The organism is Pseudaquabacterium pictum, from assembly GCF_005403045.1.
Lineage (GTDB): Bacteria > Pseudomonadota > Gammaproteobacteria > Burkholderiales > Burkholderiaceae_C > Pseudaquabacterium > Pseudaquabacterium pictum.
The window spans coordinates 541,246-561,467 of sequence record NZ_BJCL01000002.1; the positions used below are offsets into that span (position 1 = coordinate 541,246).

Below are 20,222 nucleotides of genomic sequence, written 5' to 3' on the forward strand. Positions count from 1 at the left end.
CGGCGCAACATGCGGGCTGGATGGTACGCGGCAGGCCCGGGCCGCCGGCGGCGGACCCGGGCTCGGCGGCCGGTCAGGACTCGAACTTGATCCGCACCGCCGCCAGCGTGGTGCGGCTGCTGCCCACCGTGCCGCGCACTTCCACCTTGGCGCCCACCACCAGGCCGGCGGCAGTGCCATTGGAGAAGATGACGCCGTCGCCGAAGCTGACGGTGATGCCACGCAGCACGAAGGTCCTGGCCGTGGCATCCACCGACGTGATGCTGCCGTGCAGGCGGAACTGGCGGTCGTCGTCACCGCGGTGGCGGCTCTCCAGCGCCACCTTGCTGGCGACCAGCGTGCCGTTGGTCAGCGTGCCCTGCACTTCCACCTGCACGCCCAGGGCCAGGCCGGCGCTGCCGTCGGGGAAGCTGGCGGCGCTGGCATCGACCGGAATGCCGTCGATGCTGAAGGCGGTGGCCGAGGTGAAGGCGGTGATGGCGCCGCGCACATGGGCCTGGGCCGCGGTGGTGGTGCTGCGCACCTTGGCGCCCAGCGACTGCGCCTGCCAGACGCCGGCCACCGCCGTGGTGGCCAGCGTGACCCGCAGGCTCACGCCATCGGCCAGCGTGGCGGGCACGGTGGTGACGGCGGCGTAGCTGATGCTGGCGCCGCCGATGCGGAAGGTCCTGGCCGTGCTGTCCAGCGCGCTGACCGTGCCGCGCAGCTTGTAGCTGGTGGGGCTGTCTTCCCGCTCGATGCGGGTGGCCACGATGCGGCCGGTGGCGCTGTCGAGCAGGCCGTGCACCTCCACCACCGCGCCGCTGACCACCGCCGCCAGGCCGCCGGCCAGGCTGTCGTCGAACACCGTGGTGCCGGTCACGTCCACGCCCTGGCCCAGCACCGTCAGCGTGCCGGCGGCGGCGTCCACCGCCTCCACCGGGCCGGTGACCTCGCCGCCGAAGCGCACCGCATGGGCGCGGGCGGTGGCGCTGGCGCTGTCGATCGCGCTGCTGTCGATCTCCACCCGCATGCCCAGGCGCAGCGCGCTCACGGTCCGCACGGTGCCGCTGTCGTCGGTGACGGTGCTGGCGCTGTCGTCGAAGCGCACGCCGTTGACGATCACCGAGCCGAAGCCGGTGATCGTGCCCTGGGTGAAGGCCGCCGTGGTGGTGGACGGCGTGGTGGTGGACGGCGTGGTGTCGGATGCGGTGCTGGCATCGCCGCCGCCGCCGCAGGCGGTGACCAGCAGCAGGGCCGACAAGGCCGCAGCGAGCAGGCCGCGGTGGGGGGCAAACAGGTGGTGAATGGGGTGCATGGTGGGTCTCCGTCAACCGGGCGTGAAGCCCGTGTGTTTGCATCATATGTGCAACTTGCACATTTTATGAAACAGCGATGTGTGACGATTCGCAAGCGCGGCCTGCGGACCGGGCGCCGTCTTGCGGCGCCGCACAATCCGGGCATGGCGTCCCCACGCTCTCTGCGCTCGCTGCCCCCCGAGGGGGCTGTCAGTCCTTCCGGAACGGCCGCGCGGGACTGACGATGCCGCCGCGCCGCTGGATCGCCCACCTGGACATGGATGCGTTCTATGCCTCGGTGGAGCTGCTGCGTTACCCGGAACTGAAGGGCATGCCGGTGGTCATCGGCGGCGGCCGGCGCCACCAGCCCGAGCAGCTGGCCGATGGCACGCGCCGCTTCGCCACACTGGCCGGCTATGCCGGCCGCGGCGTCATCACCACCGCCACCTACCCGGCGCGTGATCTCGGCGTGCACAGCGGCATGGGCCTGATGAAGGCGGCGCTGCGGGCGCCGCAGGCCGTGCTGCTGCCCACCGACTTCGAGCAGTACCGGGCCTACTCACGCCGCTTCAAGGCCGCGGTGGCCGAGCTGGCGCCGCTGATCGAGGACCGCGGCATCGACGAGATCTACATCGACCTGAGCGAGCTGCCCGGTGCGCAGGAAGCGGTGGCGCACGATCCCAACGGCGGCGTGCGCGCCATCGCGCTGGACCTGAAGAACAACGTGCGGCGCGCCACCGGGCTGAGCTGCAGCATCGGCGTGACGCCGAACAAGCTGCTCTCCAAGATCGCCAGCGACCTGGACAAGCCCGACGGCCTGACCCTGCTGACCCGGGCCGACATCCCGCAGCGCATCTGGCCGCTGCCGGCGCGGCGCATCAACGGCATCGGCCCCAAGGCCGGCGCCAGGCTGGAGGCGCTGGGCATCAGCACCATCGGCGACATCGCGGCGAAAGACCGCGCCTGGCTGGTGCAGCACTTCGGCGCGCACCACGGCGTTTGGCTGCACGATGCCAGCCACGGCGTCGACGACCGCCCGGTGGTGACCCACAGCGAGCCGGTCAGCATGAGCCGCGAAACCACCTTCGACCGCGACCTGCATGCCCGCCGCGACAAGGCCGAGCTGGGCACGATCTTCACCCGGCTGGCCGAACAGGTGGCCGCCGACCTGCAGCGCAAGGGCTACCAGGGCCGCACCATCGGCATCAAGCTGCGCTTCGAGGACTTCAAGACGGTGACCCGCGACATGACGGTGGACCTGCCCACCGCCGAGGCCGCCACCATCCGCCTGGCCGCCGGCCTGTGCCTGAAGCGGGTGGATCTGACGCGGCGCATCCGCCTGCTGGGCGTGCGGGTGGGCACGCTGCAGCGGGCGCCGGGGCTGACCTGACCAGCGCGGTCAGCGCCGCGGCGCTGGAGGGTTGCAAGCGTCAGCGCCGCGGCGCTGACGTGGGCAAGCGCCACATCCAGAGGCCCACCGCCAGGCAGCACAGCGCCGGCAGCCAGCACCAGCGCAGCGGCAGCACCCAGGCCGCCCAGGCGCTGCCCACGGCCATCATGACCCATGCCAGCTGCTTGGCCCGCAGCGGCATGGCGTGGCGGCTGCGCCAGTCGGCGATCAGCGGGCCGAAGCGCGGATGCGCCAGCAGCCAGGCGTCCAGCCGGGCGCTGCCACGCGAGAAGCAGAACGCCGCCAGCAGCACGAAGGGCGTGGTGGGCAGCAGCGGCAGGAAGATGCCGACAATGCCAGCGGCCAACGCCAGCACACCGGCCGTGCCCCACAGCATGCGCTGCCACAGCGGGCGCGCAGGCGCAGGGAAGGCGTCATCGGGCCGGTGCATCGCCTGCATGCTAGCTGCGCGGCCCGCCACGCTTTGACCTCGCGCAGACCCGCCACGCGCGGCCGGGTTACGCTCCAGCCTTCCGAGACTGACCCCGACAACGCCATGACCGCGCTGACCTGGAACGAATCCCTCGCGCTGAACAACGCCCAGATGGACCGCACCCATGAAGAGTTCGTGGACCTGCTGGCCGCCTGCGCCACCGCCCTGCCCGGCCCCGATGCCGACCTGCTGCAGGCGTTCGACCTGCTCACGCTGCACACGGTGGAGCATTTCGCGCAGGAAGACCGCTGGATGGCTGCCACCGGCTTCGCCCCGGCCAACTGCCATGCCTACCAGCACCAGGCCGTGCTGGCGGTGATGCAGGAATGTGTCAAGCGGGCCCGCGAAGGTGGTGATTTCGAGCCGCTGCGCCTGGCGGTGGGCGAGCTGGCGACCTGGTTCCCGCAGCACGCGCAGAGCATGGATGCCGCCCTGGCACAGCACCTGGAAAGCCTGCAGTTCGACCCCGCCACCGGCCAGTGCGCCCGCGCCCTGCCGGCCGAGGCCCAGAGCGGCTGCGGCGGCAGCAGCTGCAGCTGACCAGCCACCAGCCGCCACAGCTGCCGATGGCAGACCGCGCCAGCGATCTGCGCCTGCCCAGCCTGGACGGCCTGCGCGCGGTCGACGCCGCCGCCCGCCTGGGCAGCTTCGAGCGTGCCGCCGCAGTGCTGGCCATCACCGCCAGCGCGGTGGCCAAGCGCGTGGCGGCGGTGGAAGACCTGCTGGGCACACCGCTGTTCATCCGCAACGGCCGCGCGCTGCAGCCCACGCCCGCCTGCCTGGATTACCTGCCGCCGGTGCGGGCGGCGCTGGCCCTGCTGGCGCAGATGCCGCAGCACCAGCGGCCCCATGCCCGCGCCCGCCGGCTGCGCATCAGCGCACCGCCCACCTTCGCCCGCCTGGTGCTGGTGCCGGCGCTGGAGGACTTCAGCCGTGCCCACCCCGGCGTCGACCTGGAGGTGGTGCTGTCCATCCCCTTCCTGGACAACCCCGACCACAGCGCCGCCCAGGCCGATGTGGCGGTGCGCCATGGCGACCCGCAGGCCCTGGGCGGCACGGTGCTGATGCACGACGTGGTGCTGCCGGTGGCCGCGCCCGCCCTGCTGCAGCGGCTGGACTGGCCCGCCGCCGCGGCCACGCCGGCCGATCTGGCCCGCCTGCCGCTGCTTCGCACGCCGGTGGAACCCTGGGCGCCGTGGTTCCGTGCCGCCGGCCTGCCCTGGCCGGAGCCCGACCAGGGCCCACGCCTGGTCGACCTGGGCCTGACGCTGGAGGCCGCGCTGGGCGGCCAGGGTGTGGCCCTGGCGCGGCCGGCGCTGGCCCGGCGCTGGCTGGCGGACGGCAGCCTGGTGCCGCTGTTCGCGCTGACGGCCCGGCCGGCCCACCAGTACCTGCACCTGCCGGTGGCCGGCGGCGGCCTGGCGGCCGAGTTCGGCCGCTGGCTGGTGGACGTGGGCCAGGCCGCGGCCACCGAGGGCCTGGCGGCGCTGCGGCGCTGATGCTGCCGGCCGGAACAAGCTTCCGCCCAGGCCGGCCCAGCTTTCCGGCGTCACCTCCCCGGCGCGGCAGGCGGGCCGCTACGATGCGCCGGCCGTCAGAACACCAGGAGACCCCCGTGCCCGTGATCACCACCATCGAAGACCTGCGCCAGCTGGCCGAGAAGCGCGTGCCGCGCATGTTCTACGACTATGCCGACTCTGGCAGCTGGACCGAAGGCACCTACCGCGCCAACGCCGCCGACTTCCAGGGCATCCAGCTGCGCCAGCGGGTGGCGGTGAACATGGAGAACCGCAGCACCGCCACCACCCTGGTGGGCAGCATCCCGGCCAAGATGCCGGTGGTCATCGCCCCGGTGGGTCTGACCGGCATGCAGCATGCCGACGGCGAGATCCACGCCGCCCGCGCGGCCGAGAAGTTCGGCATCCCGTTCACGCTGAGCACGATGAGCATCTGCTCGATCGAGGACATCGCTCAACACACCAGCGCGCCGTTCATCTTCCAGCTCTACATGATGCGCGACCGCGAGGCCATGGCCCGCATGATCGACCGCTGCAAGGCCGCCAAGTGCAGCGCCCTGGTGCTGACGCTGGACCTGCAGGTGATCGGCCAGCGCCACAAGGATCTGAAGAACGGCCTGACCGCGCCACCGCGGCCGACGCTGAAGAACATCGTCAACCTGATGACCAAGCCGCGCTGGTGCCTAGGCATGGCCGGCACGCGCCGGCGCAGCTTCGGCAACCTGGTGGGCCATGTGAAGGGCGTGTCCGACATGAGCAGCCTGGCCGCCTGGACCAACGAGCAGTTCGACCCGCGGCTGAACTGGGACGATGTGAAGTGGGTCAAGCAGCAGTGGGGCGGCAAGCTGATCCTCAAGGGCATCATGGACGTGGAAGACGCGCAGCTGGCGGTGCAGAGCGGTGCCGATGCCATCGTCGTCAGCAACCACGGCGGCCGCCAGCTCGACGGCGCGCCCAGCAGCATCAGCGCGCTGCCGGCCATCGTGGCGGCGGTGGGCAGCCAGATCGAGGTGTGGATGGACGGCGGCATCCGCATGGGCCAGGACGTGCTGAAGGCCTGGGCCCTGGGCGCCCGCGGCACGATGATCGGCCGCGCGATGGTCTACGGCCTGGGCGCGATGGGCGAGGCCGGTGTCACCAAGGCGCTGCAGATCCTGCACAAGGAGCTGGACATCACCATGGCCTTCTGCGGCCACACCGACATCCAGAACGTCGACACCCGCATCCTGCTGCCGGGCACCTACCCCGTGGCCTGAGCGGCATCACCTTCTTCAACGCTGTCGACCAGCTCGGTCGCGAAGTCGCCCGGCATCACGATCTCCAGCAGTTCCAGGTCGTCGCTGTGGCCCAGCTCGCGGTGGCGGATGCCGGGCGGCTGGTGCACGCAGCTGCCGGCCTCCAGCCGCACGGCACCCTGGCCTTCGTATTCGAACGCGATCCAGCCCTGCAGCACATAGACCAGCTGGAAGCTGGTGCGGTGCAGGTGCGGCTGGCTGGCGAAGTCGGCGCCGTCGGCGGCGCGGATCACATGCGCCACCACCCGGCCATCGGTGGCGGCGTGGATGCCCAGATCGCGGTACTCGAAGAACGCCCGCAGCCCGCGGGTGAACCGGGCATCGCGGGCATGGCTGACGGCAAAGCGGCTGGCGGTGGGCATCGGCGGGTCTCCGGCGGGGGTGGCGTCAGGGGCGGTCGATCAGCGCGCGCAGGTGGCTGACCGGGATGGCGTAGCTGATGCCCGAGGGGGAACTGAGCAGGCTCTCGCGCCCGTTCTTCACCAGCACCATGTTCACCAGGCCCAGCACCTGGCCGGTCTCGGCATCGAGCAGCGGGCCGCCGCTGTTGCCGGGATAGGCGGTCGCATCGAGCTGGTAGATGTCGAACGGCGGCTGGCGCAGCCGGGCCACGGCAGCCGCATCCAGCCGGGCGGCATCGGGCGGCGGCAGCGCAAACGGCGCGATCGACGCGACGATGCCGCGGTGGGTGACCGGCGAAAAGCCCAGCAGCCCGCCCAGCGGGAAGCCGATCAGCGCCACCGCCTGGCCTTCGCGCGCCGGCTGCGTGGCCAGCGTCAGCGTGGGCAGCGGCGGGCCCTCCAGCCGCAGCACGGCGAGGTCCCGCAGGCGGTCGACCGACACCACCACCAGCTTGCGCACCGGCAGCTGCGCCTCGTTGCCGGTGCGCGGGGCGCCGGCGGGCAGCAGGGCCAGTTGAGCCAGCGCCTGCGGATCGTCGGGCAGCACGTGGGCGTTGGTGGCCACCAGCCGGCCGTCGCCCACGCCGAAGCCGGTGCCGCGGAACGTGAAGCGCGGACTGGCCAGCGGATCGAACACGCCGATGGCCACCACCGCCGGCCGGGCGGCGGCCACCACTTCGGGCAGGCCGGCGCGGGCCGGCGCCGTGGCCGTGGCCCAGGCCAGGCCGGCCAGCAGCAACGCGCGGCGCGCGGGAAGATGGACAGTTGGCAGTGGCACGGTGTGGGCGGCTCGGGTGGCGGGTGGCTCAGTGTGCCTGCTGCGGTGCCGGGGGCGCGGCAACGCGCTGCACCGGCACGGTGAAGCGGAAGCAGCTGCCCTGCCCCGGCTGGCTGCCGGCCTCCAGCTCGCCGCCCATCAGCCGCACCAGGTGGCGGGCGATCGACAGGCCCAGGCCGGTGCCGCCGTAGCGGCGGGTGATGCTGTCGTCGGCCTGCACGAAGGGCTCGAACACCTGCGACAGCTCGGCGTCGGTCATGCCGATGCCGGTGTCGGTGACGCGGCAGGCCAGCTGCAGGCCGGCGCTGTCCTCGCCGGCACAGGCCAGGTGCACGTCGATGCGGCCGGCATGGGTGAACTTCAGCGCATTGCCGGCCAGGTTCAGCAGCACCTGGCACCAGCGCAGGCCATCGGCCAGCACGGTGTCGGGCACCTCGGGCGCCACCTGCCAGTCCAGCGCCAGGCCGCGCTGCCCGGCCTGCAGCTGCAGCGGCGCCAGGCTGTCGTGCAGGGCATCGCGCAGGCGCAGCGGCGCGGGCCGCAGCGTCATCTTGTCGGCCTCGATGCGGGAGATGTCGAGCAGGTCGTTGATGATCTGCATCAGCGTCTGGGCCGACTGCTGCACCAGCTGCAGGTGGTGGCGCTGGCGCTCGTCCAGCCGGCTGGCCAGCAGGATCTCGGTGAGGCCCAGCACGCCGTTCATCGGCGTGCGGATCTCGTGGCTCATGTTGGCCAGGAAGGTGGTCTTGGCGCGGTTGGCCGCCTCGGCGGCATCGCGGGCCAGCTCCAGCGCGGTGTGGGCGGCCTTCAGGTCGCTGATGTCGCGGGCATTGACCAGCAGCAGCACATCGCCGCTGACCGGGTCGCGCGCGCTGCGGGCGTCCAGCGCATGCCAGCAGGGCCCCTGGCTGGTCAGCAGCAGGGCATCGCCGGCATGGGTGTGGCCGGCACGCACGGCGGCCAGCAGCGCCTCGGCGTCGGCTGCATCGGCAAACAGCGCGGCCAGCGGGCTGGCGCCGGGGCGGTCGTCGAGCGGGCCGAAGGCCTCGATGGCGGCCGGGTTGCGCATCACCGCGTCGGTGCTGTCGAGCTGGTGGAGCAGCACCCGCACCGGCGTGTGCTGCAGCGCCTCGATGCCGCGCAGCATGTCGGCGTCATAGCTGGCCGCCAGCGGCTCCGAGCAGAACAGGATGGCCTGGCGCCCGTCGGCCAGGTGCAGCCCGCGCGACAGCAGCGCGGTGCTCAGGGGCTGGCCCAGCGGGTAGAGCGTCCAGGTCTCGCGCAGCACGCGGCCGGCGGCATGCTGCTGCATGCTGGCCTGCAGCCGGGCGCGGGTGGCGGTGGACGCATCGGCGAAGTCGCGCGCCTGCAGGCGCTGCAGATCCGACGCGCGCCAGAAGGCCACGCCGGCCTCGTTGGCCCAGGGCACCCGCATGCGGTCGACGTCGAACACCCACATCGGCACCTGCAGCCAGGCGTAGTGGCGCAGATCGCCCCAGGACAGCAAGGCGGCCGCCGCCATGGTGGCAGGCGCTAGTCGCCCACTGCCGCCCGGTAGGCATGCCACGAGGCATGGCCGACCACCGGACCGGCCACCAGCAGGCCGGCGAACCACGGCAGCATCGCCAGCACCACGATGGCGGTGATCAGCGCGCCCCACCACAGCAGCACCGCCGGCTGGGTCAGCACCAGGCGCAGGCTGGTCAGCCCGGCGGTGATGGCGTCGACCGGGCGGTCGAGGATCATCGGGATCGACACCACGCTGACGGCGAAGATCAGCCCGGCGAAGAAGCCGCCCACCAGCAGGTAGGCGATGATGAACTGCAGGTTCTCGGGGTCGAGCAGGGCCACCAGCGAGCCCTTGAAATCGGGCATGCCGTCGAAGCTGACGGCGAAGACGATCAGCGAGGCGCGGCCCCACAGCATCTCCAGCACCAGCAGCACGAAGCCGAAGATCGCCAGCGTGCCGGTGCGCTGGTCCCAGGCCAGCAGGGAATCGCCCAGGTCGGGCGTCTCGCCGCGCTCGAGGTGGCGGCTGGCCTGGTAGAGACCCAGGCAGAAGAACGGGCCGGTCAGCAGGAAGCCGGCCGACAGCGCCAGCACATAGGCCGGCGCATGCTGGAACACCGTCATCAGCAGCCAGCCCATGGCCATGAAGCAGCCGCCGTAGAACAGGCCGATGCCCGGGCAGCGGATGAAATCCCGCCAGCCGGCGGCCAGCCAGCGCAGCGGATCGGCGAAGCCCAGCGGCCGCAGCGGCAGCAGCAAGGTGCTGCGCTCGGCCTCGGTGCCGGCCGGGCTGCCCTCGGTCGGGCTGGGCTCGGCCAGCGTGGCGGATTCAGGCGACGAGGGTTGCATGGCCTGCCAGGGTAGCGCCAGCCGGGTGGCGGCGCCATGCGGGCAGTCCCGCGGCGCTCAGCGCGCGCGGCGCACCCGCAGCAGCTCGTCCAGGATCAGGCCGATGGCGCCGGCGGTGATGGCCGCATCGGCGATGTTGAAGCTGGGGAAGTAGCCGCCGGGGAACAGCGGCGCCAGGAACGGCCAGTGGAACTGCAGAAAGTCGATCACATGGCCGTGCAGCAGGCGGTCGATCACATTGCCCACCGCACCGCCCAGGATCAGGCTGATGGCCAGGCAGAACAGCCGCTCGCCGGGATGGCGGCGCAGCATCCAGACGATGAAGGCCGAGGCCACCGCGCCCAGACCGACGAAGAACCAGCGCTGCCAGCCCGAGGCATCGGCCAAAAAGGAGAAGGCCGCGCCCGGGTTGTGCGCCCGCACCAGGTTGAACCAGCCGGTGATGGTGACGCTGTCGCCCAGCGCAAAGCGGCTGGCCACCAGCGTCTTGGTGAGCTGGTCGGCCACGATGATGAGCAGGGCCAGGCCCAGCCACAGGCCCATCGACGGCGCCGCGGCGCGGCCGCGGGCGGGGGCGGGCCGCACGGCGGCGCGGGTGGACGACTTGGCAGCGGGCATGCAAGGGCTTGGTGGGTGCAGGGGCGCCAATGGTAGCGGTGCGCTTCTGTCGACAAAACGCCGCTTGTTCCGCCGATCATGCTGGCCGCACACGCGGCACGCTGGGAAATCGCTGTTCCACCCACTGCCGCCATGACCACCGCCCACCTCGATTTCACCGTCCGCATCGCCAACCCGGCCACCGACCTGGCCGACCTGGCCACGCTGCGCGCCGAGGCCTACGGCCACCACCTGCCCGGCCTGGCGCAGACCATGGCCCTGCCCGATGCGGCCGACACCGCGCCCGGCACCACCGTGCTGCTGTGCCGCGACAAGGCCAGCGGCCGCGCCATCGGCAGCGCCCGCATCCAGCGCAACCACCCGCGCCAGCTGCCGATCGAAACCAGCCTGGCGCTGCCGCCGGCGCTGGCGGCGCTGCCGCGGGCCGAGATCACCCGCCTGGCCATCGCCCCGGGTGCCTCCAGCCTGGTGCGGCCGATGCTGGTCAAGGCCTGCTACCTGGCCGCCGTGGCCAGCCAGGTGCGGCTGCTGGTGATCGGCGCGCGCAGCCCAGCGCTGGTGCGCATCTACCGCGGCCTGGGCTTCACCGACGCGCTGGACGACAGCGGCCCGGTGCCGCTGGCCCATGCCGGCAACCTGCCGCACCATGTGCTGGCCTTCGACGTGGTGGGGGCCGAGCGCCGCTGGCACAGCGCCCGCCATGCGCTCTACAGCTTCATGGTCGAGACCTGGCACCCCGATCTGCAGCTGCTGGCCGAGCCGGCGCCGGCGCCCGCTGCGCTGGCCCTGGCCGCCTGAGCCGCGGCGTCAGGCTGCGCGGCCGGCCTGGCGCAGTGCGTCGGCCAGCTGCACCGGCGTGAAGGGCTTGGCGATGACGTCGTCCATGCCCACGTCCAGGCAGGCCTGGCGGTCGGTGTCGGTGGCGGTGGCGGTCAGCGCCACGATGGGCAGGCGCAGCAGGCCCAGGGTGCGCTCCTGGCGGCGGATGTCGGCGGTGGCGGCCAGGCCGTCCATCACCGGCATGCGGCAGTCCATCAGCACCAGCTCGGGCCGGTCGGTCTCGCGCAGCGCGCGGCTCACCGCCTGCTTGCCGTCGGCCACCCGCTCGTAGCGCACGCCCAGGCTGTCGAGGTAGGCGCCGACGATCAGCGCATTCACCTCGTCGTCCTCGGCCACCAGCACCAGGCGCGGCAGGCGCTGCGCCACCGGCGGCGCGGCCCGGGCATCCGTGCTGGCGGACACCGGCGGCAGCAGCGCCTCGAAGCTGAACACCGAGCCCTGGCCCGGCACGCTGCGCACGCGGATGTCGCTGCCCATGGCGATGGCGATCTCGCGGGCGATGGTCAGCCCCAGGCCGACACCGTCGGTGGTGGCCGCAGCGCTGCCGGTGCCCGGCGCGCCGCTGGACGCCACCTGGTGGAAGGGCTGGAAGATGCGGGCCAGCTCGGCCGGGCCGATGCCCTCGCCGGTGTCGGCCACCGACAGGCCCACCCATTCCGGCCGGGAGCCGGGCCAGGCCTGCAGCGTGATCGACCCGCTGCGGGTGAACTTCACCGCATTGCCCAGCAGGTTGTTCAGCACCTGGCGCAGCCGAGCGGCGTCGCCACGCACCCAGCAGGGCCTCGGCAGCTGCATCTGCAGCGAGAAGTGCAGGCCCTTGTCAGCGGCACGCAGCGCGAACAGCTCGGCCTGCTGGTCCAGCAGCGCGGCCAGGTCGAAGCTGTCGACCTTCAGCGCGAAGTGCCCAGCATCGATGCGCGAGACCTCCAGCAGGTCGTTGATCAGCCCCAGCAGCTGGGTGCCGGAGCTCTCGATCAGCTCCAGCCGGTGGCTCAGCGTGGGGTCGCGCGCCTCCAGGTGCAGCAGGCGGGTGAGGCCCAGCATGCCGTGCAGCGGCGTGCGCAGCTCATGGCTGACCTTGGCCAGGAAGCGCTTGCGCTCGGCGCTCTGCTCATGCGCCAGGCGCAGCGCCGCATCCTTCTCGGCGGCCAGTGCATCGGCCTGCAGGCGCAGCAGCATGCCGGTGGTCAGGCGCTGCGACGTGGCGCGGGCGGTGGCCAGCAGCAGCACCGCCAGCACCAGCTGGCCGGCGGCGGCCATGTGGGCGATGTCGTCGTCGCGCTGCGCCAGGCCCACCACCAGCGGCAGCAGGATCGGCAGCACATAGGCCGCGGTGGCCGCCAGCCGCACCTGCAGGCCGAAGGTGGCGATGCAGCTGACGCCGTCGAGCACGGCCACCATCAGCGCCACCATCGGCACGCTCTGGCCCATCATGGCCCAGCCGAGGGCGCCCCAGACCGCACCGTCCAGCGCCAGCAGGCCCAACATCGCCGCCTGCCAGCGGCCGGCCGAGTCACCCCCGCCGCCATGTGCCGACCAGGCCGCGGCCAGCACCATGCGCGCGCCGGCCACCAGCAGCTTCACCGCCACCCAGGCGGTCAGCAGCTCCTGCGGCAGCCCGGGCTGCAGCTTGCCGTGCAGGTACCAGGCCAGCACCAGGGCGAAGGCGGTGGCTGCCAGCGTGCCCAGGCGGGTGTGCAGCAGCACCATGCGGGTCTGCTCATGCGCGATCTGCACGCGGTGCGCGGGTTGCAGGCGCAGGCCGATCTCGTGCGCGGCGCGCTCGAGGACGGACTGGCCTGACCAGAGTGATCGCAACATGACAGTGCAGCTCCCTGCAGCAGACGGGGGGCAGCGCGCCCGGCCTCCGCCGCGACGCCGGCCCGCTTCGGGCGTTGTTCTTGTATGGGAGCGAAGTATGCGGGCGAACCCGAAGCCGCGGCAGCATGCGGGCCGCTGGCAGCGGCTGCGGAAACGTCTGCTTGCAATTCCATGCCTGCGGCGTGGTGGCATCATCGGCGCCCCTGCACCCGCCAAGCGCCGCCCCCACCGATGGATGCCACCACCAACGCCCTGCTGATCGACGGCGACCAGCCGTTGACGCTGCCCGACTTCGCCCGCATCGGGGTGGATGACTTCCGTCCGGCCATCGAGCGTGGCATGCAGCTGCACCGCGACGAGCTGGCCATCCTGGCTGCCCAGCCCGCCGCGCCCGATTTCCACAACACCGTGGCCGCCTTCGACCGCTGCGGCCGCCTGCTCGGCCGGGTGCTGCCGGTGTTCTACAACCTGGCGGCCTCGGCCACCACGCCGGCGCTGCAGGCGCTGCAGCGTGAACTGGCCGCCCCCCTGGCGGCGCACTTCAGCGCGGTCTACCAGGATGCGGCGCTGTTCCAGCGCATCGACGCCGTGCACCAGGCCCGCCACCAGCAGGGGCTGAGCGCCGAGCAGGTGCGCCTGGTCGAACGCACCCACCGCGACTTCACCACCCACGGCGCGCAGCTGGCGCCCGCGGCGCGGGCCGAGTACGCCACCATCCTGGGCCAGCTGGCCGAGCTGAACACCCGGTTCGCGCAGAACCTGCTGCACGACGAGAACGCCTTCACCCTGCCGCTGCCCGACGAGGCGGCGATGGACGGTCTGCCGGAGTTCGTGCGCGCCGCCGCCCGCCAGGCCGCGGCCGAGCGCGGCCTGCCGCAGCCGGTGATCACGCTGGGCCGCTCGCTGATCCTGTCGTTCCTGGGCTTCTCGCGCCGGCGCGACCTGCGCGAGCAGGCCTGGCGGGCCTGGGTCAGCCGCGGCGCCCATGCCGGCGCGCACGACAACCGGCCGCTGGCCCGGCAGATCCTGGCACTGCGCCAGCGCCAGGCGGCGCTGATGGGCTGCGCCAGCTATGCCGATTTCAAGCTGGGCGACACCATGGCCGGCACGCCCGACCGGGTGTGGGCGCTGCTGGACGACGTCTGGCAGCGCGCCCTGCCCGCGCTGGACAAGGAGCGCGCGATGCTGCGCGAGGCCATGGCCGCCGCCGGCGCCACCGAGCCGCTGGAAGCCTGGGACTGGCGCTACTGGTCCGAGCAGGTCCGCCAGGCCCGCTTTGCGCTGGACGATGCCGAGCTCAAGCCCTACTTCCCGCTGCCGGCGATGGTGGCCGCGGCGCTGGAATGCGCGCAGCGGCTGTTCGGCCTGCGCTTCACCCCGCGCACCGACCTGGCCGGCTACCACCCGGATGTGGCGGTCTACCAGGTCGATGACGCGGCCGGCACGCCGATCGGGCTGTTCCTGCAGGACAACTTCTCCCGCCCGGCCAAGCGCAGCGGCGCCTGGATGAGCACGCTGGCGGTGCAGCACCGCAACAGCGCCGACGGCACGCCCAGCCTGCCGGTGGTGCTGAACAACAACAACTTCGCCCGCGGCGAACCGGGCACGCCCACGCTGCTGTCGCCCGACGACGTGCGCACCCTGTTCCACGAGTTCGGCCACGGCCTGCACGGCCTGCTGAGCGACGTGGGCTACGAGCGGCTGTCGGGCACCCGGGTGCTGCGCGACTTTGTCGAGCTGCCGTCGCAGCTGTTCGAGCACTGGGGCCAGGAGCGCGCGGTGCTGCGGCGCCACGCCTGCCACTGGCAGACCGGCGAGCCCATCCCCGAGGCCCTGCTCGACAAGATCGCCGCGGCACGCCGCTTCGGCCAGGGCTACGACACGGTGCGCTATGTCGCCAGCGCCATCCTCGACCTGGCCGCCCACCAGCGCAGCACGCCGCCGGACGATGTCGAACAGTTCGAAGCCGAGACCCTGGCCGCACGCGGCCTGCCGGCCGACACCGGCATCGCCCACCGCATGCCGCACTTCCAGCACCTGTTCGCCGGTGACGGCTACGCCGCCGGCTACTACGTCTACCTGTGGGCCGAGGTGCTGGAGGCCGACGCCTGGCAGGCCTTCGTCGAGGCCGGCGACGCCTTCGACCCGGCCGTGGCCGCGCGGCTGAAGGCCGAGATCTACAGCCGCGGCGACAGCGTGGAGCCAGGTGCCGCCTACCGCGCCTTCCGCGGCCGGGATGCCGGCGTGGCGCCGATGCTGCGCGAGCGCGGGCTGATCGACTGACTCAGGCGGCCGGCGCCGCGCCGCCGCCCGGCAGCCACTGCAGCAGCCGGTCGACGATGCGCGGCGCGCGCTGCGCGGGGTCGTCGTCCGCATGGCGGGCCTGCACCGCCCGGGCGGCGGCGGTGAAGCCGGGCTCGGTCAGCAGGCGCTGCAGCAAGCGCTTGAACTGCGGCGGCGGCTTCTCGTGGTCCACCACCAGCGCCGCGCCCGCTTCGGCGGCCCGCCTGGCCGTCATCATCTGCTCCACATGCTCGGGCAGCAGCAGGGCCGGGATGCCGGCGGTGACCAGCGCCTGGGTGGTGTTGGCGCCGGCATGGCAGAGACCGAAGGCGGCCTCGCGCAGCACATCGGCCATGCGCAGCGGCTGGGCGTGGAAGTGCAGGTTGGCCGCCAGGTGCCGGCGCTGGGCCGCCACCGACAGGCCCGGCGCGTGCAGGGCCACCGACACCGGCAGCGCCTTCAGCGCGTCGAGCACGGCGTCGAAGTCGCGCGAACGCGGCTTCAGGTAGGCGAACACCCGCGGGCCCTCCACCCGCGGCCAGTCGGGCGCCACGCCGGTGTCCAGGCCGGGCAGCACGCCCCAGTAGTGCAAGCGCTCGGCGGCGGCGTCGCGGCCGGGGTACTGGTCGAACTCGGCATGGGCGGTGGCGATGGTCTCGTCGGCGTCGTACAGGTCAGCCAGCCGGGCCAGCGGCGGCTCGCCCAGCTGGGCCAGCACGGCATTGGCGCCATCCAGCGCGTGGCGTTCCGGTTCGGCCAGCCGCAATGCTGGTTCCGGCCGCCACCAGCGGTAGGCCGGCAGCGGCACCTGCCGCGGCGGCAGCGCGAAGGTGTCGCCCAGCAGCACCCGCGGCAGGCGCAGGCCGCGGGTGGCCAGCAGCGCGGTGGGCGCGAAGTCCAGCACCAGCAGGTCGGGCTGCACCAGGCCGACCAGCGCCCGCCAGGCCCGCACCAGGCCAGCCAGCGCGGATGGGTGCAGGAAGCCGATGCGCAGCAGCGTCTCGGCCGGCCCCAGCGGCGGCGGCAGGCCGCTGACCGCGCCGGTCCACAACGGCGCCTGCAGCACGGTGAAGGGCGCGTCGGCCAGCAGGTCCTGCACATGGGTGAGGCTGCGCAACGCCAGCACCGGCGTGTGGCCGCGGCGCGCCAGTTCACGCCCCAGCACGGCCAGCCGCATCAGGTGGCCGTAGTCGGCACCCACCTCCCAGACGAACAGCACCCGCGCCATGCGGCGGCATTGTAGGGAGCGCGTGCACGGCGCCCGCCGTCGGCTGGCTTGACACCGGAACCCGCCGCAGCCGGGGCCTGGCTGCGATCGCCGTTGGCTGACAGGCACTTGGCTGCAATCGTCAAATTTGGCACTTTTTTTGCTTTAAGTTGCAGATCTGCGCGCGATGCAACCCCGCGCCACCGGCCTCCTGGAGCTCGTCATGCTGAAACCCCCGTTCGCCACGGCCGCCGCGGCCATCCTGATCACCCTGGCCGGCGGCCCGATGGGCCTGGGCGAGGCCCATGCACGGGCCATCTACACCGGGACGTTTGATCCCCGCGGTGATGTCTACGGCTTCGAAGGCACGCACCAGTTCGCTGTCGACGAAGCCTGCCTGAGCACCTCGGGCTGGCACAGCGCCAACGGCTTCAGCGGCTTTGGCTACGACGACGGCGGCGGCTTCAACTTCTACAACAGCTGCGGCACCGTCGTGCTCACCGGCGGCAGCCTGACGCTGCGCAAGTACGCAAGCGACACCAAGGACTCGAACGGCTCGTACACCGACAACACCACCGTGCTGGAGCAGACCTTCGACTTTTCGGAAGCTTCGCCCGACTGGATTGCGGGCTACGGCATGTCGGCACACATCGTCGGCATCTATGTCGCCTTCAATCCGCTGACAGGCCGCAACGAGCTGGCGGGTGTGGACACCCCGTCGCTGTTCGGCACCTTCGGCCCGTTCGACGACAAGCACTGGGCACTGGAATGGGTCTCCACCTACCTGCCGCTGGGATTCACCGGGCTGGTCGGAGAGGGGGAAGGCGTCGCCTACGACGGGCCGGATCCGGTGTTCCTGTACGAGAGCAACTGTCCAGCGTTCAGCGGCGGAACGATCGGCGGGGTGGACTGCCTCCGACAGGCCCGCGCCGACGTGCCAGGCGCCGTTCCCACCTTCACCCGGGTGCCCGAACCCGGCTCGCTGGCCCTGGCCGGCCTGGCGTTGGCTGCGTTGGCGGGTGTGCGGCGCCGGCGCAGCGCGCCCTGATCAGCCACCGGCCATCGCCAGCGTGACGGCCTCGGCGGTCTCCAGCCGCCGGCCGCGTTGCCAGGACGCGTCGTAGCGGTCATCCCCCAGCGCTCCGCGCAGCCGGTCGAGCAGGCCTTGCCAGTGGACGGCCAGCCGCAGCGGCCGCGGCAGCGCCAGCCGGTGGCGGGCTTGGGTGGCCGCCGCCGCCAGTTCCGCCGCGCGCTCGGCTGCGCCACCGGCCGCATGCAGCGCGGCATGGTCTTCCAGGCTGTCGAGCAGCCCCTCGTTCATCTCGAAGTCGCGGAAGGCGCGCAGCGCCTCGGCCAGCCGCGGGCGGGCGGCATCGAGCCGGCCGGCGGCCAGATCCGCCTTGCCCAGCCAGTGCAGCGCGTCGGCCTCGCCGCGCTTGTCCTCGGCGGCGCGGCAGATCGCCAGCGACGCCTCGATCTGCTGCACCGCGCCATCCAGGTCGCCGGCCAGCCAGGCCAGCTGGCCCTGCATCAGCGCGCTCTCGCCCTCCACCTCGTGGTGGCCGATGGCATGGGCCAGCGCGCCGGCGGCGGCGAATTCAGCTGCCGCCGCGGCGTCGTCACCGGCCTGCAGCGCGATCTGCCCCAGGTGCAGCCGCGAGATCGCTTCGCCGACCTGGTCGCCATGTTCGCGGAACAGCGCCAGCGCTTCCTGCTCGCCGACCGCGGCGCCGGCGACATCGCCGGTCTGCAGCCGGGTGAGCGCCAGGGTGGACAGCGTGGCGGCGATCTGGATCGGATGGCCCAGCCGGCGGCGGATGACCAGGCACTGCTCCAGCAGGCGCAGCGCCTCGGCATGGGCGCCCTGGGCGCCGGCCAGGCCGGCGCCGGCGTACAGCACCCAGCCATGCGCCAGATCAGAGGCCTGCACGGCGGGCAGGGCCAGCGCCTCGGCCACCGCGGCACGGCCCTCGCTGGCGCGGCCGCGCAGCAGCCAGAAGCCCAGCAGGTTGACGCTGAGCTTGGCCGCCAGCACCGGATCGGCGCCGCCGGCCACGGCCAGCGCCCGGGCGGCACGCAGGTTGTCGGTCTCGGCCTCGAAGCGGCGCAGCCATTTCGCCTGGTCGGCGCCCTGCAGGCCGCGGCTGCCGTCCCGGGAGACGGCAAAGAAATGGTCGCAGTGGCGGGCGGCCACGGCCGGTGCATCGGGCGCGGCCTGAAGCTTCTCGGCCGCGTAGTCGCGCAGCGTGTCCAGCATGCGCAGGCGCTCGCCGTCGGTGGTGGTCTCGCGCATCACCAGTGACTTGTCCACCAGCGACTGCACCAGCCCCGGCACCGCGTCGTCGGCCACCGGCTCGGCAGCGCACACCGCCAGCGCCGCCTCGGCATCGAAGCCGCCGACGAACACCGCCAGCCGGTCGAACACGGTGCGCTCGGCCGCGGCCAGCATGTCGTAGGACCAGTCGACCAGGCCGCGCAGCGTCTGCTGGCGGGCCTGCAGGCGGCGGCTGCCGCCGGTCAGCAGCTCGAAGCGGCGGCGCAGGCCCTCGTTGATCTCGGCCACCTCCATGGTGCGCATGCGGGCGGCGGCCAGCTCGATGGCCAGCGGGATGCCCTCCAGCCGCACCACCAGGTCGGCCACGTCGGCGGCGTCCTCATCGCCCAGTGCGTAGTCGGGCCGGTGGGCCAGCACCCGGTCGATGAACAGCCGCGCCGCGGTGGAGCGCTGCAGCGCCTGCACGCCATCGCCGCGGTTGGGCAGCGGCAACGGCTGGACCGGATAGCTCTGCTCGCCGGGCACGTCGAGCAGTTCGCGGCTGGAGGCCAGCACCTTCAGCTGCGGTGCCGCTTTGAGCAGTGCATAGACCAGATCGCCCGCCGGCTCGACCAGGTGCTCGCAGTTGTCGAAGACCAGCAGCGTGCGGCGCTGGCGCAGCTGGGCGCACAGGGTGTCGAGCAATGGCCGGCCGGGCTCTTCGGCGATGTCCAGCGCACGGGCGGTCTCGCTGACCACCAGGGCCGCGTCGCGCACCGCCGTCAGGTCGACGAACCAGGCGCCGTCGGGGTAGGCGAACAGCGTTTCCGACGCCACCTGCAGCGACAGCCGCGTCTTGCCCAGGCCGCCCATGCCCAGCAGCGTGACCAGGCGGGCACCGGCGGCCAGCTTGGCCTTCAGCTCGCGCAGTTCGCGCTCGCGGCCGATGAAGGCCGTGGGGTGCTGCGGCAGGTTGTTCGGGATGTCGGCCACCGGCAGCCAGCGGTCGCCGCTGCGCACCACGCGGTGCACCTTGTCGCTGCCTTCGGGCGTGGTGAAGCGGGCGGCGTCCTCGCCGATCTCGAACAGCTCGGTCGGCGCGCTGACGCCCTTCATCACCCAGTGGCCGTGGCTCTGCAGCGGCCAGGGATGGTCCTCGCCCAGATCGGCCACTGCCTCGGGTGTCAGCAGTGTCTGGCCGCCGCCGGCGAGCGACATCACCCGCGCGGCCATGGGCTTGGCCAAGCCGTCCACCTCCAGCGGTTTGGCGCCGCGGGCGACATCGGCGGCGCTGTTCTCGCGCAGCACCACCGCACCCACATGCAGGCCGGCGCGGGCCTGCAGCGGCACCGGCAGCGTGGCCAGCGCGCGGTGGTAGGCCAGCGCATAGGCCACGGCATCGGCCGCGCGGTGGAACATCAGCAGCATGCCGTCGGTCTTGTCGATCTCGCGGCCGCCGTGCAGCGGCAGCAGGTCGCGGGCAGCGCGGTCATGGGCGGCCCAGACCGCAGCCATCGCAGCATCGCCCAGGCGTTCGGACAGGCGGGTGCTCGCGACAACGTCGGTCAGCAGCAGTGCGCGGATCTCGGACATCCCGCCATCATGCCGTGCGCCGCGCGGCGGCGCGACGCGCGGCCCGCAGACCCGGGTCCGGCAACCCTGGTGCAAGCCCCTAGACCGGCCTCCCTCC

Annotated in this window: 17 protein-coding genes; 7 read left to right on the forward strand and 10 right to left on the reverse strand. The window is 72.8% G+C overall.

From position 1 onward, the window contains the following. Positions 1-73: 73 nt before the first annotated feature. Complete coding sequence (locus FFT10_RS06495; RefSeq protein ID WP_137731957.1) at positions 74-1,297, reverse strand: DUF5666 domain-containing protein; 1,224 nt, start codon at positions 1,295-1,297, stop codon at positions 74-76. 224 nt (positions 1,298-1,521) lie between these two features. Here FFT10_RS06495 and dinB point away from each other — a divergent pair, with 224 nt between their 5' ends. Then, the gene (gene dinB / locus FFT10_RS06500) at positions 1,522-2,667 is read left to right on the forward strand and encodes a DNA polymerase IV (RefSeq protein ID WP_137731958.1); all 1,146 of its coding nucleotides are present in this window, start codon (positions 1,522-1,524) and stop codon (positions 2,665-2,667) included. 40 nt (positions 2,668-2,707) lie between these two features. Here dinB and FFT10_RS06505 read toward each other — a convergent pair whose 3' ends face one another. Beyond that, on the reverse strand, positions 2,708-3,118 hold the full coding sequence (locus tag FFT10_RS06505) for a YbaN family protein (RefSeq protein ID WP_162854848.1): 411 nt from the start codon (positions 3,116-3,118) through the stop codon (positions 2,708-2,710). Positions 3,119-3,223: 105 nt separating this feature from the next. Between FFT10_RS06505 and FFT10_RS06510 the strand changes: the two genes are divergently transcribed. The 3 genes from FFT10_RS06510 to FFT10_RS06520 all read left to right on the forward strand — a co-directional run bounded on the left by FFT10_RS06510 (position 3,224) and on the right by FFT10_RS06520 (position 5,933). After that, the gene (locus FFT10_RS06510) at positions 3,224-3,700 is read left to right on the forward strand and encodes a hemerythrin domain-containing protein (RefSeq protein ID WP_137731959.1); all 477 of its coding nucleotides are present in this window, start codon (positions 3,224-3,226) and stop codon (positions 3,698-3,700) included. A 26-nt stretch (positions 3,701-3,726) separates the two neighbouring features. Then, on the forward strand, positions 3,727-4,659 hold the full coding sequence (locus FFT10_RS06515) for a LysR substrate-binding domain-containing protein (RefSeq protein ID WP_137731960.1): 933 nt from the start codon (positions 3,727-3,729) through the stop codon (positions 4,657-4,659). 116 nt (positions 4,660-4,775) lie between these two features. Then, complete coding sequence (locus FFT10_RS06520; RefSeq protein WP_174246081.1) at positions 4,776-5,933, forward strand: alpha-hydroxy acid oxidase; 1,158 nt, start codon at positions 4,776-4,778, stop codon at positions 5,931-5,933. Here the strand turns inward: FFT10_RS06520 and FFT10_RS06525 are convergent. From FFT10_RS06525 to lspA, 5 genes are read right to left on the reverse strand one after another with little or no spacing between them, the layout of a single operon-like run. Beyond that, positions 5,918-6,334, reverse strand: a complete 417-nt coding sequence (locus tag FFT10_RS06525) for a cupin domain-containing protein (RefSeq protein WP_137731962.1) — start codon at positions 6,332-6,334, stop codon at positions 5,918-5,920. The genes FFT10_RS06520 and FFT10_RS06525 overlap by 16 nt on opposite strands. Positions 6,335-6,359: 25 nt before the next feature. Then, the gene (locus FFT10_RS06530; protein WP_228026977.1) at positions 6,360-7,151 is read right to left on the reverse strand and encodes a S1 family peptidase; all 792 of its coding nucleotides are present in this window, start codon (positions 7,149-7,151) and stop codon (positions 6,360-6,362) included. Between the two features lie 28 nt (positions 7,152-7,179). Further along, complete coding sequence (locus FFT10_RS06535) at positions 7,180-8,673, reverse strand: hybrid sensor histidine kinase/response regulator (protein WP_137731963.1); 1,494 nt, start codon at positions 8,671-8,673, stop codon at positions 7,180-7,182. A gap of 11 nt (positions 8,674-8,684) precedes the next feature. After that, a complete protein-coding gene (locus FFT10_RS06540; RefSeq protein ID WP_137731964.1) occupies positions 8,685-9,509 on the reverse strand; it encodes a DUF2189 domain-containing protein in 825 nt (274 codons plus the stop codon). A 57-nt stretch (positions 9,510-9,566) separates the two neighbouring features. Continuing rightward, positions 9,567-10,127, reverse strand: coding sequence for a signal peptidase II (gene lspA, locus FFT10_RS06545; RefSeq protein WP_174246082.1), 561 nt, complete (start codon positions 10,125-10,127; stop codon positions 9,567-9,569). Between the two features lie 132 nt (positions 10,128-10,259). Between lspA and FFT10_RS06550 the strand changes: the two genes are divergently transcribed. Further along, positions 10,260-10,925 (forward strand): N-acyl amino acid synthase FeeM domain-containing protein, encoded by a 666-nt coding sequence (locus tag FFT10_RS06550; protein WP_137731965.1) that lies wholly within the window; start codon positions 10,260-10,262, stop codon positions 10,923-10,925. A 9-nt stretch (positions 10,926-10,934) separates the two neighbouring features. Here the strand turns inward: FFT10_RS06550 and FFT10_RS06555 are convergent, their stop codons facing one another. Beyond that, positions 10,935-12,788, reverse strand: a complete 1,854-nt coding sequence (locus FFT10_RS06555; protein ID WP_162520708.1) for a hybrid sensor histidine kinase/response regulator — start codon at positions 12,786-12,788, stop codon at positions 10,935-10,937. Positions 12,789-13,019: 231 nt separating this feature from the next. On the opposite strand from FFT10_RS06555, the gene FFT10_RS06560 reads away from it, so the two are divergent. Further along, positions 13,020-15,071 (forward strand): M3 family metallopeptidase, encoded by a 2,052-nt coding sequence (locus tag FFT10_RS06560; protein WP_137731967.1) that lies wholly within the window; start codon positions 13,020-13,022, stop codon positions 15,069-15,071. Between the two features lies 1 nt (position 15,072). Here FFT10_RS06560 and FFT10_RS06565 read toward each other — a convergent pair whose 3' ends face one another. Then, complete coding sequence (locus FFT10_RS06565) at positions 15,073-16,299, reverse strand: glycosyltransferase (protein ID WP_137731968.1); 1,227 nt, start codon at positions 16,297-16,299, stop codon at positions 15,073-15,075. Positions 16,300-16,501: 202 nt separating this feature from the next. On the opposite strand from FFT10_RS06565, the gene FFT10_RS28115 reads away from it, so the two are divergent. After that, complete coding sequence (locus FFT10_RS28115) at positions 16,502-17,326, forward strand: PEP-CTERM sorting domain-containing protein (protein ID WP_228026978.1); 825 nt, start codon at positions 16,502-16,504, stop codon at positions 17,324-17,326. Here FFT10_RS28115 and FFT10_RS06575 read toward each other — a convergent pair whose 3' ends face one another. Beyond that, positions 17,327-20,125 carry an ATP-binding protein gene (locus FFT10_RS06575; RefSeq protein ID WP_137731969.1) on the reverse strand — a complete coding sequence of 933 codons (2,799 nt, stop codon included), beginning with the start codon at positions 20,123-20,125 and terminating at the stop codon, positions 17,327-17,329. It lies immediately after the preceding gene. Positions 20,126-20,222 lie beyond the last annotated feature (97 nt).

Bases quoted from the DNA above. Each gene is read 5' to 3' on its own strand.
- FFT10_RS06495 (WP_137731957.1), bottom strand. From the start codon at position 1,297: ATGCACCCCATTCACCACCTGTTTGCCCCCCACCGCGGCCTGCTCGCT.
- dinB (WP_137731958.1), top strand. From the start codon at position 1,522: ATGCCGCCGCGCCGCTGGATCGCCCACCTGGACATGGATGCGTTCTAT.
- FFT10_RS06505 (WP_162854848.1), bottom strand. From the start codon at position 3,118: ATGCACCGGCCCGATGACGCCTTCCCTGCGCCTGCGCGCCCGCTGTGG.
- FFT10_RS06510 (WP_137731959.1), top strand. From the start codon at position 3,224: ATGACCGCGCTGACCTGGAACGAATCCCTCGCGCTGAACAACGCCCAG.
- FFT10_RS06515 (WP_137731960.1), top strand. From the start codon at position 3,727: ATGGCAGACCGCGCCAGCGATCTGCGCCTGCCCAGCCTGGACGGCCTG.
- FFT10_RS06525 (WP_137731962.1), bottom strand. From the start codon at position 6,334: ATGCCCACCGCCAGCCGCTTTGCCGTCAGCCATGCCCGCGATGCCCGG.
- FFT10_RS06535 (WP_137731963.1), bottom strand. From the start codon at position 8,673: ATGGCGGCGGCCGCCTTGCTGTCCTGGGGCGATCTGCGCCACTACGCC.
- FFT10_RS06540 (WP_137731964.1), bottom strand. From the start codon at position 9,509: ATGCAACCCTCGTCGCCTGAATCCGCCACGCTGGCCGAGCCCAGCCCG.
- lspA (WP_174246082.1), bottom strand. From the start codon at position 10,127: ATGCCCGCTGCCAAGTCGTCCACCCGCGCCGCCGTGCGGCCCGCCCCC.
- FFT10_RS06550 (WP_137731965.1), top strand. From the start codon at position 10,260: ATGACCACCGCCCACCTCGATTTCACCGTCCGCATCGCCAACCCGGCC.
- FFT10_RS06555 (WP_162520708.1), bottom strand. From the start codon at position 12,788: ATGTTGCGATCACTCTGGTCAGGCCAGTCCGTCCTCGAGCGCGCCGCG.
- FFT10_RS06560 (WP_137731967.1), top strand. From the start codon at position 13,020: ATGGATGCCACCACCAACGCCCTGCTGATCGACGGCGACCAGCCGTTG.
- FFT10_RS06565 (WP_137731968.1), bottom strand. From the start codon at position 16,299: ATGGCGCGGGTGCTGTTCGTCTGGGAGGTGGGTGCCGACTACGGCCAC.
- FFT10_RS28115 (WP_228026978.1), top strand. From the start codon at position 16,502: ATGCTGAAACCCCCGTTCGCCACGGCCGCCGCGGCCATCCTGATCACC.
- FFT10_RS06575 (WP_137731969.1), bottom strand. From the start codon at position 20,125: ATGTCCGAGATCCGCGCACTGCTGCTGACCGACGTTGTCGCGAGCACC.